The 15135-nt window shown below is 33.2% G+C and carries 13 protein-coding genes, 1 pseudogene and 1 riboswitch; of the genes and pseudogenes, 4 read left to right on the forward strand and 10 right to left on the reverse strand.

Features of this window, described 5'->3' with window-relative positions; genetic code table 11:
• Positions 1–257: 257 nt before the first annotated feature.
• The 7 genes and pseudogenes from E2558_RS12180 to alsS all read right to left on the reverse strand — a co-directional run bounded on the left by E2558_RS12180 (position 258) and on the right by alsS (position 5629).
• Positions 258–851, reverse strand: a pseudogene (locus tag E2558_RS12180) (TetR/AcrR family transcriptional regulator).
• Between the two features lie 225 nt (positions 852–1076).
• A complete protein-coding gene (locus tag E2558_RS12185; RefSeq protein ID WP_126565981.1) occupies positions 1077–1619 on the reverse strand; it encodes a TcaA 3rd/4th domain-containing protein in 543 nt (180 codons plus the stop codon).
• Between the two features lie 31 nt (positions 1620–1650).
• Entirely contained in the window at positions 1651–2151 is a 501-nt protein-coding gene (locus tag E2558_RS12190) for a TcaA second domain-containing protein (protein WP_168210259.1), read from the reverse strand.
• The gene (locus E2558_RS12520) at positions 2138–2485 is read right to left on the reverse strand and encodes a hypothetical protein (protein WP_229716444.1); all 348 of its coding nucleotides are present in this window, start codon (positions 2483–2485) and stop codon (positions 2138–2140) included. Before E2558_RS12520 ends, E2558_RS12190 begins: the two co-directional genes overlap by 14 nt.
• A gap of 105 nt (positions 2486–2590) precedes the next feature.
• Entirely contained in the window at positions 2591–3091 is a 501-nt protein-coding gene (locus E2558_RS12525) for a TFIIB-type zinc ribbon-containing protein (RefSeq protein WP_229716446.1), read from the reverse strand.
• 138 nt (positions 3092–3229) lie between these two features.
• Entirely contained in the window at positions 3230–3934 is a 705-nt protein-coding gene (budA, locus tag E2558_RS12200; RefSeq protein WP_126565976.1) for an acetolactate decarboxylase, read from the reverse strand.
• Between the two features lie 30 nt (positions 3935–3964).
• On the reverse strand, positions 3965–5629 hold the full coding sequence (gene alsS, locus E2558_RS12205; protein ID WP_126565974.1) for an acetolactate synthase AlsS: 1665 nt from the start codon (positions 5627–5629) through the stop codon (positions 3965–3967).
• A gap of 753 nt (positions 5630–6382) precedes the next feature.
• Between alsS and E2558_RS12210 the strand changes: the two genes are divergently transcribed.
• Positions 6383–7834, forward strand: a complete 1452-nt coding sequence (locus tag E2558_RS12210; protein ID WP_126565971.1) for an APC family permease — start codon at positions 6383–6385, stop codon at positions 7832–7834.
• A 97-nt stretch (positions 7835–7931) separates the two neighbouring features.
• On the opposite strand, the gene E2558_RS12215 is transcribed toward E2558_RS12210, so the two are convergent.
• Positions 7932–9269 (reverse strand): aspartate aminotransferase family protein, encoded by a 1338-nt coding sequence (locus E2558_RS12215; protein WP_126565968.1) that lies wholly within the window; start codon positions 9267–9269, stop codon positions 7932–7934.
• A 374-nt stretch (positions 9270–9643) separates the two neighbouring features.
• Entirely contained in the window at positions 9644–10459 is an 816-nt protein-coding gene (locus tag E2558_RS12220) for a MetQ/NlpA family ABC transporter substrate-binding protein (RefSeq protein ID WP_126565966.1), read from the reverse strand.
• A 113-nt stretch (positions 10460–10572) separates the two neighbouring features.
• A riboswitch (SAM riboswitch) is annotated at positions 10573–10679 on the reverse strand.
• 145 nt (positions 10680–10824) lie between these two features.
• Between E2558_RS12220 and E2558_RS12225 the strand changes: the two genes are divergently transcribed.
• Positions 10825–11250, forward strand: a complete 426-nt coding sequence (locus E2558_RS12225) for a hypothetical protein (protein WP_126565964.1) — start codon at positions 10825–10827, stop codon at positions 11248–11250.
• 176 nt (positions 11251–11426) lie between these two features.
• Positions 11427–12053: an LPXTG cell wall anchor domain-containing protein gene (locus E2558_RS12230; protein ID WP_135789040.1), complete on the forward strand. Its 627-nt coding sequence runs from the start codon at positions 11427–11429 to the stop codon at positions 12051–12053.
• A 52-nt stretch (positions 12054–12105) separates the two neighbouring features.
• Here the strand turns inward: E2558_RS12230 and E2558_RS12235 are convergent, their stop codons facing one another.
• Positions 12106–13449, reverse strand: coding sequence for a putative glycoside hydrolase (locus tag E2558_RS12235; RefSeq protein ID WP_126566374.1), 1344 nt, complete (start codon positions 13447–13449; stop codon positions 12106–12108).
• Positions 13450–13952: 503 nt separating this feature from the next.
• Here E2558_RS12235 and E2558_RS12240 point away from each other — a divergent pair.
• Complete coding sequence (locus tag E2558_RS12240) at positions 13953–14843, forward strand: fructose bisphosphate aldolase (RefSeq protein WP_126566376.1); 891 nt, start codon at positions 13953–13955, stop codon at positions 14841–14843.
• Positions 14844–15135 lie beyond the last annotated feature (292 nt).

Consider the following 15135-nt stretch of genomic DNA (forward strand, 5'->3'; position numbering starts at 1 on the left):
TAATTTACGTAATCGAATTATTATAACTTCGCGACTATTTGCCTCAACAACAAAAAAAGAGATTAAACAACCTAAGGTTGCTTAATCTCAATATTAGGACTCATCAGTCCGATTTGACGTAGAGCCTAAAAAACACCTAGATTCTTTTCAAAAGTAGACTAGGTGTAAAAAAGGACTTATGACTGACTTTAGCAAGCCAATATCTATCATTGGTTAGACATTTTCTTGAATGCACTTAAGAAAACGTTACTTTTTATTCATTTATTAATTTCTCTTTGTATAATTGTGGCTGGACCATGATTAACAATGTCATAGAAGTAATTAATTAAATCTTCTTTAGGTATGCGTTGATTGTCTTCTACCCAATGTCTTAAAAAGGATAATCCCGCTCCCGAAACATAGCTCATAAAATATGAAAATGGTATACCACTTATTTCCCCTTTCATACTTGTAAAACTATTTAAGTAATTATTTAGCAAGCTATATAATTTTTCATGTAATGTAGAGTCTTTACCTGCTTTAAACATTAATTGGTAGAATTCAATATTCTCTTCAATATGCGAAATTAGAAATTCCATTATTTCTCGTAAATCATCCGTAGTAAATTTGCCACCACTATTTTGTTTACTCTCTTCAATGAACAATTTCACTTTTTCAACTTGTTCGTCTTCCATTTTTTCTAATAAGTCATATTTATCTAAATAATGTGTATAGAATGTACCACGATTAATATCTGCTAAGTCAGTAATTTGTTATACTGTGATTACGTTAAATTCATGTTTTTTTAACAGATCAATGAAAGCTGATTTAATAGCATTTTGTGATTTTCTAATTCTACGATCTTGAACCATAGTTTATACCTCTTTCTATACGGTATGTTTTTATACAATTATATCGGTTTTGTTGGTTTTCGTACAATTGACATAGGATTGAAGGTGAATCATTAGTAGTGGTTATTAAAGGTAATAGCAAACTATTACATAATATGAAAAAGAGAATAATACTAAATAAAGCAAGTAGGATTTCTATTTACATCATAGATTTCCTTACTTGCTTTTTTAGTTTTAAATGAAATGTTAACTATGCATTAACTCATCTAGTTTTTTAGATTTATAATCACTTATTTCTTTTGAATCAAATTCTAAAGAAATATCAATAACATCATCTAAATTAGATTCATCAAATTTATCGTTTAAGTTAACTACTTTTGACTTAAATGTTTTATTGTCTTCAGTTTTCCCAATGGCGTAAATTTTCACATTATCCTCTTTAGTATAAGGACCATATTCTTCTGATAAATTTGAATGTTTGTCAATTTTTTTATCATTAACGTAAATATCATATTTACCGTCATCTAAAAATGCAGTCCCTAAGACAGAATAAATTTTAAATCGTTTTTCATTAAATTTTTCCGTAGTATCTACCCCATTGTTACTCATATCAATATTTATCTTTCCTTTATGAACACGATGATCTATTTTTTTAGAAGCACTAAGCGTATAGTTTCCTATTGGGAACTTACTTAAATAGTTATCTTCGCCCTTTTTCAATTGAACTTCATGATCTTTCCCATTCAAAGTGTAAGTGAGTATGGCATCATCTTTACCTTTTAATTTCACTTCTTCTTGAGGAATTTCATAGGCGTATTTATCAAATAATAAAAATTGTTTCCCCCTCTTCTTTTACGCTAAAGATGGTATGTGTTCCATAACCATATACTGAAGAAGTATCTTTAGTATGATGGACTATTTGTTTAATCGAGTTCTGAATTTCATCCGCATAATTTTGCAAATCACCATGTGCTTTCAACATTTTAATGTAAGCTTTTAATTCATCATCTGTTAAATGCTTTCCATTCGTAGTTAAATATTTCGCCAAAGTTTTTGTATCTTCAGATGTTAGCGCTTGTGCAATATGTGCACCATCTTTTTCTGGTAATAATTGATGTTTCGCCACAAAGTAAGCGCCTACTAATACAACTATTAATACAGCTACTAAGATTTTAATGAGCACATGTACCTTTTTCGATTTTCTCGGTTCATTTTGAAAAGGCGGAGCCGAACTAGCCTCTGTGACTAGTCGAGTTCCACATTGAGTACACACTCTTTGGCCTGGAACGATTTTACTTCCACAATGTTTACAATAAGCCATGACGTGCATTTCCTAAAATATCCCATAAATACTTCGTATTCCAGAATTGATCAATCAGTGATGAACCATAGAAATAAAACACCAAGCTCACGATAATAATAAGAATAATTGAACTATAGAAACTTGGTACACGTAATAATTGATGTGCACTATATTTAGAAATCAAATAAATTCCTGAACTAATTAACACAAAGAAAGACAATACTATAAGAAGGCCTCCAACTTTATATAATTGAAGGAAAATTGAAATTAATCCTAACAATAATATCGAAACTGTAAGTGTATTCACTAATACGAAATCAGAAACTACTTTCTTAAATGGTATAGGTTGCACTACTGTTAAACGTATAACAGCAAACGTTGCAATGCTTACTACACCCGTTAAAATCGCTACCCCTACAACGATTCGTGTAGTAATTGATGTACGCGTAATACCAAATTATTCAATTGCATCAGGTATAAATGAATGTACAAATAATCCTACAATCAATAATCCTAAAATAATTAAAGAAACTAACAAAGTATAACTAAAGGCATGTGGACTTTTAATAGTAGCATCATGGCTACTAAACGCTTGTCTGAAGAACTGTTTACTTTCATTTATTACTGCTCTGACTTTAAAAGTAAACGGACCTGGGGCATAGCGTTGTTGATATGAAGGATAACCTTGCGCATATTGTGATTGGTAATGTTCATTTTGATTTACGCTTTGAGATTGAGCATTTTGATTTGAATGTGATTCGCTTGAACTTTCAGCATTAGGTGTAGCGTGCGTTGTTGATGTCACTACTTGCTGAGTATTACTTTGATTATTAGCCAAGTTTAATGATTCTGATGTTGATGGCGTTGACTGTGAAGTTGCAGCTGGCAATTTTGTTCCACACTCTCCGCAGAATAAATCTCCTAGTTGATATGTCTGACCACAATTTGGACATTGCATCTTGATGTACCTTCGAAATATGAAACTTTAAGTTATTATACCATCAAACCATATTGCATAAAATATTATTATATAAATTTTAAATTCAAAAAAGAGACAGGCTACGAATTCTTGCCTGTCTCTCTGACATCTTACAAATTATTCAGCTTCTCTAATTTCATCATGCACATCTGCATAATCGATTTCAGTTTCTGTAAATGTCTTATTATCAACTGGGAAATGTTGTTCGAATGTTTCAAAGTTTTGAATTTCTACTTTAACATCATCCACTTCAAAATCTAATACGTGACCACCAAAGTTACGGTCATCGTTCGCAAAGTGAATATGGAAACCTGCAGAACCAATACCATGGAATAATTCTGGTGTGAAGAAACCAATAATTGTTCCTTTAATGTCTTCACGTGTCTCTTCAGGTTGACGACGTGCAGAATCAATTAAACGTGTATAAGGTGGTTCTTGTTTAGGCATCATACGTACATGCATTTTTTTGAATGTACCACTAATTTTTACAGCTGAGAATAAGTTATCACTTAACATCTGTTCTTTAACTTCGTTTAACACTGTTTCAGAATCTTTATCAGCTGTTTGGTACGTATGGTCCGCTTCGAAACGCGTAATTGTAGCATATGGTGTCATTTCGTCACCATTTAATTTCTTAAATTCTTTGTGCTCATTCGCATGATAAGCTTCGCCGTTAAGGAAGATAACTTCGCCATTAGAACCAGTTAATGTCGCTAGTCCTGAATCACCATGTTTTAATAACTCATTAATTGTAGCAGTACCTTCTAATAAACCTGCCATCAATGTACCTAATGTACCGTGTTGATATAATACGTGACTCATTTTAATATTCACTCCTATTATTTTTGAAAATTAGTTTAAAGAATCAGGTAATACATTTGTAGATAACTTAATATTATCTTTGTAGTTCACTGGAATATCGATTAATACTGGACCTTCTGTTTCATATCCTTCTTTAAGTGCAGCTTCAAGTTCTTCTTGGCTTGTTACACGAAGTCCTTTAGCACCAAATGATTCAGCATATTTCACATAGTCAACTGGTCCAAAGTCAACACCAGATGAACGGTTATATTTCATTTCTTCTTGGAATTCTACCATGTTGTATTTACCATCATTCCAAATTAATTGGATGATGTTTAATTTTTTACGGACAGCTGTTTCAAGATCTTGACCTGAGAATAAGAAACCACCGTCACCAGCAACTGAAACAACTTGTGTATTAGGACGTACAAGTGCAGCAGCAATTGCCCATGGTAAAGCCACACCAAGTGTTTGCATACCATTACTGAATAATAAATGTCTTGGATTATAGCTTCTAAATTTACGAGCCATCCAAATATAGTGACTACCTACGTCTACAGTAACAGTTGTATCATCAGTTAAAGTGTTTTGCATTGTTTCAATGATTTCTAACGGATGCATCACACCATCTTCATGTGTGTATTTAATTCCAGTTGCTTCAATAATATCCGCTCTTAATTGTTCTAAATCATCTAAATGTTTTTGATCAATGATTGTACCATCAATATGTTCTGATAATAATTGAATTGTACCAGCGATATTACCAACTAATTCTTTTTTAGGACGTAAGAAGTTAGTAATTTCTGCTTGAACTTCATCAATCGCAATGATGTCAGTATCTAACTCTTTATTCCAGTTACTTGCTTCATATTCAATTGGGTCATAGCCGATAGTTACTACTAAATCAGCTTTACGTAATAATTCATCCCCAACTTGGTTACGGAATAAACCTACACGTCCGAAAAAGTGATTTTCTAATTCACGATTTAATACACCAGCACCTTGGAAAGTTTCAACTACTGGTAAGTTTGTTTTCTGAACTAATTGGCGAATAGCTTCCGTTTCTTTCTCACTAGAACTTCTCATTCCAGCAAGTAGTACTGGGAATTTTGCTTCTTTAATTGCTTCAATAACTTCTTTAACATCTTCTAAAGCAGGAACACCTAAACGTGGTTGTTCACATAAATCAATTGCTTTAGATTCCACTGGTGCTGAAATAACATCTTGAGGAATACTGATGAAACTTGCACCGTTTTTACCCGAAGTAGCTGTGCGAATAGCATTTGTCATTACTTCTGATAGTGATTCTGGATCTTGAACTTCTGCGCTATATTTAGTTGATGATCTTAATAAAGAAGCGTTATCTACCGCTTGATGAGTTAAACGTAATAAATCATTTCGTTTAACTTGACCACCAATTGCAAGCACAGGGTCACCTTCTGAAGTCGCTGTTAATAATCCTGTAGTCAAGTTACTAACCCCAGGACCACTTGTTACTAACGCTACGCCTGGTTTACCTGTAATACGTCCTACACCTTGCGCCATCATAGCAGCATTTTGTTCGTGACGTGTAACGATAAGTTCTGGACCATCATCTTCTAATGCATTGAAGAGATAGTCAATCTTAGCGCCAGGAATACCAAACACGTAATCCACATTATTATTTTTCAAAGTATCAATGACCATATCCGCAGCAGAATAATTTTTTTTAGTCATTTATATTCATATCCTTTCACATAACCTTTTAGTTTTATATAAAAAAGAAGCCACATACACATGTCTATTTTTTAAGGGAAAAAGAGGGAAAGACTTAGTCACATGTTGATTGCGGCTTCTTTTTATTTAAGTTACTTCATTATTTCAATGTTGCATTGTAATCTCAGTTAAATAAACATATACAAATGTGAGATGGGAGTCTTCTATTTTATATGTCGTCTTGTGTAAACAATTCACTTCTATATAGTGACTATTGCCTCTTACAACCTTTTAGGGGAATGATTGTAACACACATGAATAGAAACATTTGAATATGATGTAACTTCATTACGTTTTTTATTATAGTACGCTTTGAGTTATTAATAAAATACATATTTTCGATAGAAACCATTCCATTTTGGAATAGGTCAACTAACTTTAAACAATTTATGCGTCTTTTTACACTTTAAAAGGCCTAATTACTTGACTTATCGGTCATTATTTGAGAGCGATAAGGGACAACAATTCTACTTTTTATCTTTTTGGTGTTATTTTATACTTTTTTATTGTTTTTATTTCTTTCATATCTGATATAATCAAGTTTATCATTTAAAATTTTCTTGTTAGGCTAAATCATTTATAAAAAGTAAGAAAACTTAAAATTTTCAGAAATTTTAGACAAAATATTGAGTTTTTGTGCTATGATATTAAATGTCAATTAATCAACAAGTTATTAAATAGAGAGAATAAAATATTCAGTGGAGGTTCATCATTATGCCCAGTGTTTTCAAAAAATTTACCAGAAAAGAAGATCCCACTATCTATCAAAGTAAAGATGGACACTTAAAACGTACTTTACGCGTTCGAGATTTTCTTGCATTAGGTGTAGGTACTATTGTATCAACAGCTATCTTCACTCTACCTGGAGTTGTAGCTGCTGAACATGCAGGACCTGCAGTATCATTATCATTCTTATTAGCTGCTATCGTAGCTGGTTTAGTAGCTTTCTCATATGCAGAAATGGCGTCAACTATGCCATTTGCTGGTTCAGCTTATTCATGGATTAACGTTTTATTTGGAGAATTTGCTGGATGGGTAGCCGGTTGGGCGCTTCTAGCCGAGTACTTTATTGCCGTCGCCTTTGTAGCTTCCGGTTTTTCCGCAAACTTACGCGGGCTTATTTCACCATTAGGTATTGTCTTACCTAAATCATTGTCTAATCCTTTTGGTGCTGACGGAGGCGTGATTGATATTATCGCAGCACTCGTGATTATCATTACAGCGGTTATTTTATCTCGTGGTGTGACAGAAGTAGCACGTGTGGAAAATGTTTTAGTTATTTTAAAAGTATTTGCAATTGTTTTATTCGTTATCGTTGGTTTAACAGCTATCCATGCTTCAAACTATGTCCCATTTATTCCTGAACATAAAGTGACAGAAAACGGTGACTTCGGTGGATGGCAAGGTATTTATGCTGGGGTTTCAATGATCTTCTTAGCATATATCGGATTTGACTCAATCGCTGCAAACTCTGCAGAAGCAATCAATCCAGAGAAAACAATGCCTCGTGGTATCCTAGGTTCTTTAGCAGTTGCGGTAGTATTATTCGTAGCCGTAGCATTAGTATTAGTAGGTATGTTCCACTATTCTAGATACGCTGGTAACGCTGAACCTGTAGGTTGGGCATTACGTCAAAGTGGACACGTTATTATCGCTGAAGTTATCCAAGCGATTTCAGTTATTGGTATGTTTACTGCCTTAATCGGTATGATGTTAGCTGGTTCACGTTTACTTTATTCATTTGGACGTGACGGCTTATTACCACCTTGGTTATCAAAATTAAATCACAATCATTTACCAAACAGAGCACTTTTAATCTTAACAATTATTGGTGTATTAATTGGTTCAATGTTCCCATTCGCATTCTTAGCACAATTAATTTCAGCAGGTACATTAGTAGCATTCATGTTCGTATCACTTGCAATGTATAGCCTAAGAAAACGCGAAGGTAAAGACTTACCAGTACCAGCATTTAAAGTACCAGGTTTCCCAGTATTACCGGTTATCACATTTATTCTTGTTGTACTTGTATTCTGGGGCTTAAGCTTCGATGCTAAACTTTATACTTTAATTTGGTTCCTTGTAGGTATAGTGATTTACACATTCTATGGTGTAAGACACTCTAAGAAAAATGAAGAGAAAGATTACGTAGTACCTAAAGATTAATATCATTTTAAAACGGTAGGCATTTCGCCTACCGTTATTTATATATAAAAGCCTATCTCTAAATTTGAGATAGGCTTTTGTACTGTCTTAGGGCCACTTACCAGCCTTGACCTTCGATACTATAATTATCTAATTGTCCTTCTTCCAATGCTTGTAGTGCTGCTTCAATTACATCTAAAGCATGGTCAAGTTGTTCGTACGTAATAACTAATGGAGGTTGGAAACGTAGTACATTCCCTGCTACTGCGATAATCACGACACCATGGTCAAAACAGTAATTGCAGATTTTCAATGCTTCTTCAGAGGCTCTTGTCTTCGCTTGTTTATCTGACACAATGTCGATGCCAATCGATAAACCAATGCCTCGTACATCGCCTACGTAATGATATTTCTCTACCCATTGATTCATGCGCTGACGTACGTGGTGTCCCTTTTCAGAAGCAGCAGTTAGTAAATCATCTTCTTCAATCATCCCTATTGTAGCTAAAGCCGCTTCGCAACTTACCGGATTTGCACCGGTTGTAAACAAGTGAGCTGGAGCTTCAAGACTTTCGATGATTTCTTTGCGTCCCACAATAGCTGACATTGGTAAACCGCCAGCCAATGACTTACCAAACGTAATTAAATCCGGTGTAAAGTTGAAATGATCGACAGAACTCCAAGTTCCTGTACGACTAAGACCTTGTTGAATATCGTCTACCGCTAGTAAAATACCATGTTCGTGACATAAAGCTTCAAGTGCTTCGAAATAACCTTCTACCGCTTCTAATAAACCACCATCACCTTGAATCGTTTCAACAACGATACAAGCCACTTCTTCAGCCGGCACATACTTCGCAAACATTTCTTTAAGTGGCGCAAGGTATTCTTCGATGGTATTCGCATGAGGTTGTTCATACATCCCTCTATATTTATCTGGAAAAGGAATATGGTAAAAGCCATTAAGCAATGGTCCATAGTGTTTACGCATATTCAAACTAATCGCTGACATAGAGAGTGAGCCAAACGTTGACCCATGATACGCATTTGTAAAGCTAATGATATAGGGGCGTCCTGTGTACGCGCGTGCAAATTTAATAATTCCATCATTTGCATCTGAGCCGCTTAATCCAAATGTGACACGCTTCTCATAATCCCCTGGCGCAATCTCACACAATTTTTTAGATAACTTAACGGCTGGTTCATGGTACATGTTAGCAGGCGTATAATGAATAAACTTATCTACCTGTTTCTTAATCGCATCAGTAACGCGTTTCGGTGCATGCCCTACATTTTGAGAACTGGCACTTGAAAGTAAATCAATATACGCTTTCCCATCCACATCAACTAATGTTGCCCCGTATCCATGATCAATCGCTAACGGGTAATATTTTATTCTCCCAGATGTTGCAAAATATCGTCCGTCTTCTTTAATTAATTCCTCTGCCTTACTCATGATTACTCATCCTCCCATAACGTGCCTTCCCTTATACATTTATTTTTTGAAAAGTTTTGGCCCTCGCAATAAACTTCATTTAATAATAGTAATCAATATCTTACTAATAATTATCAGATTTGTAAATATTTTCTGAATATTTAAAATATAAAAAGTTTTGAAGAGAGTGGAGATAATGAATATAAATGACTCAACAGCTTTCTTTAAGACAAGACCTTAGATACCAAGTTCGACTAAACTTTCTTGTGGTAAATTTATATTCGAATAGATAAATAATTAGCATTAATTCTCGAAAGAATTGTACAACCAATCAATAAATGCATTCAAAAAATGACCCACAAAGCAGTAGCTTTGAGAGTCATTTCTATAAATAATTATTTGCTATCATATGGAATTACATCGTCTCCATATTCTTTTTTAATATAATCTTTTATTTCTTTCGATTGCATTACTTTTAACAATTCTTGGAACTTTTTATCTTTTTTATGCCCTTCTTGTACAGCAATAATATTAGCAAACGGAGATGATTTACCTTCCATAACAATCGCGTCTTTAGATGGTTTCAAACCATTATCGATGGCATAGTTAGAATTCATAATCACTGCTGCTCCTTCGCCATTTTTGTATGTCTTAGGTAAAAATTCATCACCTTGCTGATGATTAAATTTTAAATTCTTTTTATTTTCAGCAATATCTTCAAACTTTGCATCTTCAATTTTGACACCTTTTTTCAACTTAATGAGACCTTCGTCTACAAAGAATGATAAAAATCGTCCTTCTTCCGCTGGGTTATTTGAAACATAAATCGTTGAACCTTCAGGAATATCTTTCAGTTTTTTGTATTTTTTACTGTATACACCCATAGGTGTTGTAAATACTTTACCTAATTCTTCTATTTTATATCCATGACTTTTCCTTTCAGCTTTTAAATAAGGCACATGTTGGAAGAAATTCGCATCTACATCACCTTTATCTAATAATTTATTTGGCACTTTATAATCATTTACTTCTTTAACTTCTAAATCATAACCTTTTTTCTTTAATTGTTCTTTTGCTTTCTTCAACACATCTCCATGTGGTGCAGGTGAAGCAGCAACCGTGATTTTTTTATTATCCTCTTTATCTTTGCCACATCCTGCTAATACAATAACTAAAACTAAAATACTTATCACACTTAACCATTTTTTCATGTATATCGACACCTCTTTTTTAATAATGATTCAATTACACCTCAACTCTTAAATAGTTAGAAGACATAAAAAAAATACTTTCTATTATTTAAGAGAAAGTATCGATACACTTTCTCTCATCTCTTAAAGTATTGTTTACTTTATGTGAATTAGCACCATTTCGTTAAACGACGGTTGCTGGGCTTCTTAGGGCACATCCCTCCACCACTCTTGATAAGAGTTAATAAGTCTTATTGAATTGTTATCATATTAGCATTGGATAGCATTTAGGTCAATATTTTTCTAAACATTCTAAATTTTTAAAATGTGTGATTTACTTTGCCATAGGGAATAGCTTGGTAAACACATTTGAAGGATGGATGATTATGGTACGGTATGGCTACCACTTTCTTAGTGCATTGCTTATTAGCGTTTTATTATTACTGATCATGTTTATTATGGATGTATTAGTACAGTCGACTCATTTAACTTTATTGCTAATTAATATAGATTTTCTTGCAGATCCTAGCAAAACACCATTAATTCTTGAATTATTGATTCATGTATTCATCGGTTTTATCATTTATATTATTTTCTTAGCGATTTATCATATTTCTAAACCGTTATATAGAATCAGTTATTTCTTATTATTGATTGTTTTTGCAGTATTATATCCCCTATTAATTGTTATGGCTCAACGCTCATTTTTCCACTTTAGTTGGGGTGAATATGGATTATGGATGATTGCGCACTTGATTTTTACAGTTTTAATGGCTTGTGCAATTCCTTACTTTTCAAAAAAGAGCTTCTAAAAAGTCATTTGAAAATCTTAAAAAAATCTTTACTATCATTAACTAATATTTACAAACTATCATTTCTTTAAATTAGATTAAAAATTCAATATTGTTTATTTTAAACCCCTATTCAATTGTTATTTCAATGCTACACTAAAGCTGTAATTGATAATAAATGAAATGGGGTTTTCATTGTGAAGAAGGTCTCTTTAATTGCATCAACTGTTTTAACAAGTACAGTATTGCTATCTGTAGCAAATCCAGCACATGCATCTGCTGCAGAAGTTGTAACGCAAGATAATGCCCAACAAGTTGCAACTACGGCGATGTCAAACAGTGGAGGCAACCCTAATTTACAAAACTTCAAAAAAGCAGTAGATAAAGGCGATTACTTTGAAATCGTTAGTCAAAATAAATTAAATGCTGGTAATGGTGTTTACAGAGTTTATAAGAATGGTGAAGTTGACTATAAAAATGATAAATATAGTCAATTTAGTAGACTTCAAGATGAGGAAACACATGCAGAACATGGTATAGCTAAAGCAGCTGAAGTAGAACCTCAACATAAAAAAGCACCGAAAGTCGCTTCAGTAGATTGTGCACGCGAGCTCAACGCGTATTATGTGGGAAATGTAGATTCTTCAGAAGTACCTTCTGTAAAACAAATCAAAGCACATAAATCAAAGCAGCATGCCTCAGATAAATCTTTACCTCAAACAGGTGAAGCGCAACATGAACCAACAAGTCAAATATTTGGTGGCTTATTCCTTTTATTAGGAAGCGCCTTTATGATTAATAGAAGAAATAAAAAAGCGTCATAATATAAAAAGTTACGCCTTTCAACCTATAGTGTTGAAAGGCGTAATTTTATTATTATTGATTATCTTGATTGTTTTGTTTGTCTTTGTTGTTATCTTGGCTATTTTTATTATCAGAACCTTTATTATTATCGTTTGATTCTTGTTCTACACCTTCAGGATCTTGATCTTTCGCATTACCTTTTTCAGGGTTATAGTTAGCGCCTTCAGTGTATTCATTACCAGCGTTCCATAATAAGAATTCATTTACACCATTATCTTTCAATGCTTGTACTTGGTCTGAGACTTGCTTAGCATCGTAATCGATATAATTACCATTATCTAAATATGAAGCAGTGAAATCTTGAATCCATGGACGAGAAATTGGTTTATCTTTACCAAGTGTATCCAATAAGTTATTTTCTTTTTGGATGTAACGGTTAATTGTTGTGTATGGTTCAGTATCTGGTGCTTGTAAACCGAAATCACCATTACTCCAGTGAGATGGATAAATCATTGATGAAATTGCATCTACATTTTTAGAGATTTTAGGGAAACTTTGACCAATACCTGGTGCATTTTTAACTAATGCAGAGTAACCAAATACGTCAGCTGATACGTTTACACCCATTGGTTTCAATTCTTTATTCGCATGCTCTAAGAATTTAGTAATCGTATCAACACGTTGATCTCCAGAACTTAACTTACTATTTTTATAATCACCCTTATTATAAGTTAAACTATCTGCTTCATTCTCAAATCCTTCTGGGAAACGAACATAGTCAAATTGGATGTCTTGGAATCCTGCTTTAGCAGCCGCTTTAGCTACTGCGATATCATAATCCCAAACTTCTTTCATGAATGGATTGATAAAGCTATCGCCTTTACCATTTGTCCATACTGAACCATCACTGTTTTTAAATGACCATTCAGGATGTTCGTTCGCCAATTTAGTATCTTTAAATGTTACGATACGTGCAATTGGATAAATATCGTTATCATGTAATTTTTTTAATAATTTCTTACCGTCAACAATATCTAAAGTGTTTTTATCCACATTTTTGTTGCCAGTATTTAATTTCATCGTAATGTTACCTTCGTCATCTTTCACGTCGATAACCATTGTATTCAACTTAGAATCTTTAATGAATTTAATTAACTCATCTAATTTGTCACCTTGTGTTGAATTACTAGTTACATAAATACCTTTAACGCCATCTTTAGGATAATCCACTTTGTTAGAGTTATCATTCTTCTCATTATTCTTTTTCAACTTGTCACTTTGACTATTGCTAGATGATTGTTCATTCTTTTGGCTGTCCCCTTTTTGCCCACTATCAGAAGAATTATCTCCATTACTGCAAGCAGCGAGTAACAAAGCACTTGTTGTTAATACAGCAAATATTTTGTTCTTTTTCATTCCCTTAGCCTCCGAAACTTCTTTATATGTATAATTAGGCTCTCATTATTTAGAATAGTAAGCGATTTGTAAGGTTTAAAAATTCTAAATAAGAGAACCTAACTTCCCTCTAGAATAGCATACTTTAAGTACTATTAATCAATATGACAAAATGACAAAATTTTATAAAATAAATTATCTAATATTTGTATATATTTAAATTTTAAATTGGATAATTATCATGATTAGTATGTGACAAGATAGAGGTGTGTAATACGTTTTATGTAAGAGATATACTAATATCGATTTTCTAGCTCTTGAACTTCCAATAATTAAGATACGTTGTTCCATTTTCTTCTCATTAAATATGATTTATTAACCTCATTATCACGAAATAAGTACAATTTGTTGAACTATAAACTGTTAATTAAGAATTTTCAATAAATATAAGTTATTTAACTTGAGAATGTAGTTAATTTTTATCATAATAAATGTGAAAGTTAATTAAAGGAGTGGAAAGAGTAATGAATAAAGAACAATTAGAAAAAGTATCTAAAGGAAAAGGATTTATCGCAGCATTAGACCAAAGTGGCGGTAGTACTCCTAAAGCTTTAAAAGAATATGGTGTCAATGAAGATCAATACAGCAATGACGACGAAATGTTCCAACTTGTACACGATATGCGTACTAGAGTTGTTACTTCACCTTCATTCTCTGCAGACAAAATTTTAGGTGCGATTCTTTTCGAACAAACTATGGATCGCGAAGTTGAAGGCAAATATACTGGCGACTACTTAGCTGACAAAGGCGTTGTTCCTTTCTTAAAAGTAGACAAAGGTTTAGCTGAACAACAAAATGGTGTTCAATTAATGAAACCTATCGATAACTTAGATGAGACTTTAGATCGTGCGGTTGAACGTCATATCTTTGGTACTAAAATGCGTTCTAATATCTTAGAATTAAATGAACAAGGTATCAAAGACGTTGTTGAACAACAATTTGAAATCGCTAAAAGAATCATCGCTAAAGGTTTAGTACCAATCATTGAACCTGAAGTAAACATTAATGCTAAAGACAAAGCTAAAATCGAAGAAGTATTAAAAGACGAACTTAAAAAAGGCTTAGATGCTTTAAACGATGATGAATTAGTAATGTTAAAATTAACTATTCCTACAAATGCTAACTTATACAAAGAATTAGCAGATCATCCAAATGTTGTACGCGTAGTTGTATTATCAGGCGGTTACAGCAGAGATGAAGCTAACAAATTATTAAAAGATAACGATGAATTAATCGCAAGCTTCTCACGTGCATTAGCAAGTGACTTACGCGCTAGCCAATCACAAGAAGAATTCGACAAAGCATTAGGCGAAGCAGTAGATTCAATCTACGACGCATCAGTAAATAAAAACTAAGGTGCGAAAGTGAGCGTTTAGGTCGCGAGCAATAACTAGCTATGAGCAAAAATCGTTCTTTAATTTTAGCGATTAGCGTATTATTGTCGAACGACCTGCTTCTCGTAGCCCGTTTATTATTCCAACGAAGTTCAATTACTATTTCGCTCGAAAGTAAGTAAAATGGGCTCTACGTCAAATCGGACTGATGAGTCCTAATATTGAGATTAAGCAACCTTAGGTTGTTTAATCTCTTTTTTTGTTGTTGAGGCAAATAGTCGCGAAGTTATAATAATTCGATTACGTAAATTAT

The sequence above is a fragment of the Staphylococcus pragensis genome (assembly GCF_004785665.1).
In the GTDB taxonomy this organism is placed as follows: Bacteria; Bacillota; Bacilli; order Staphylococcales; family Staphylococcaceae; genus Staphylococcus; species Staphylococcus pragensis.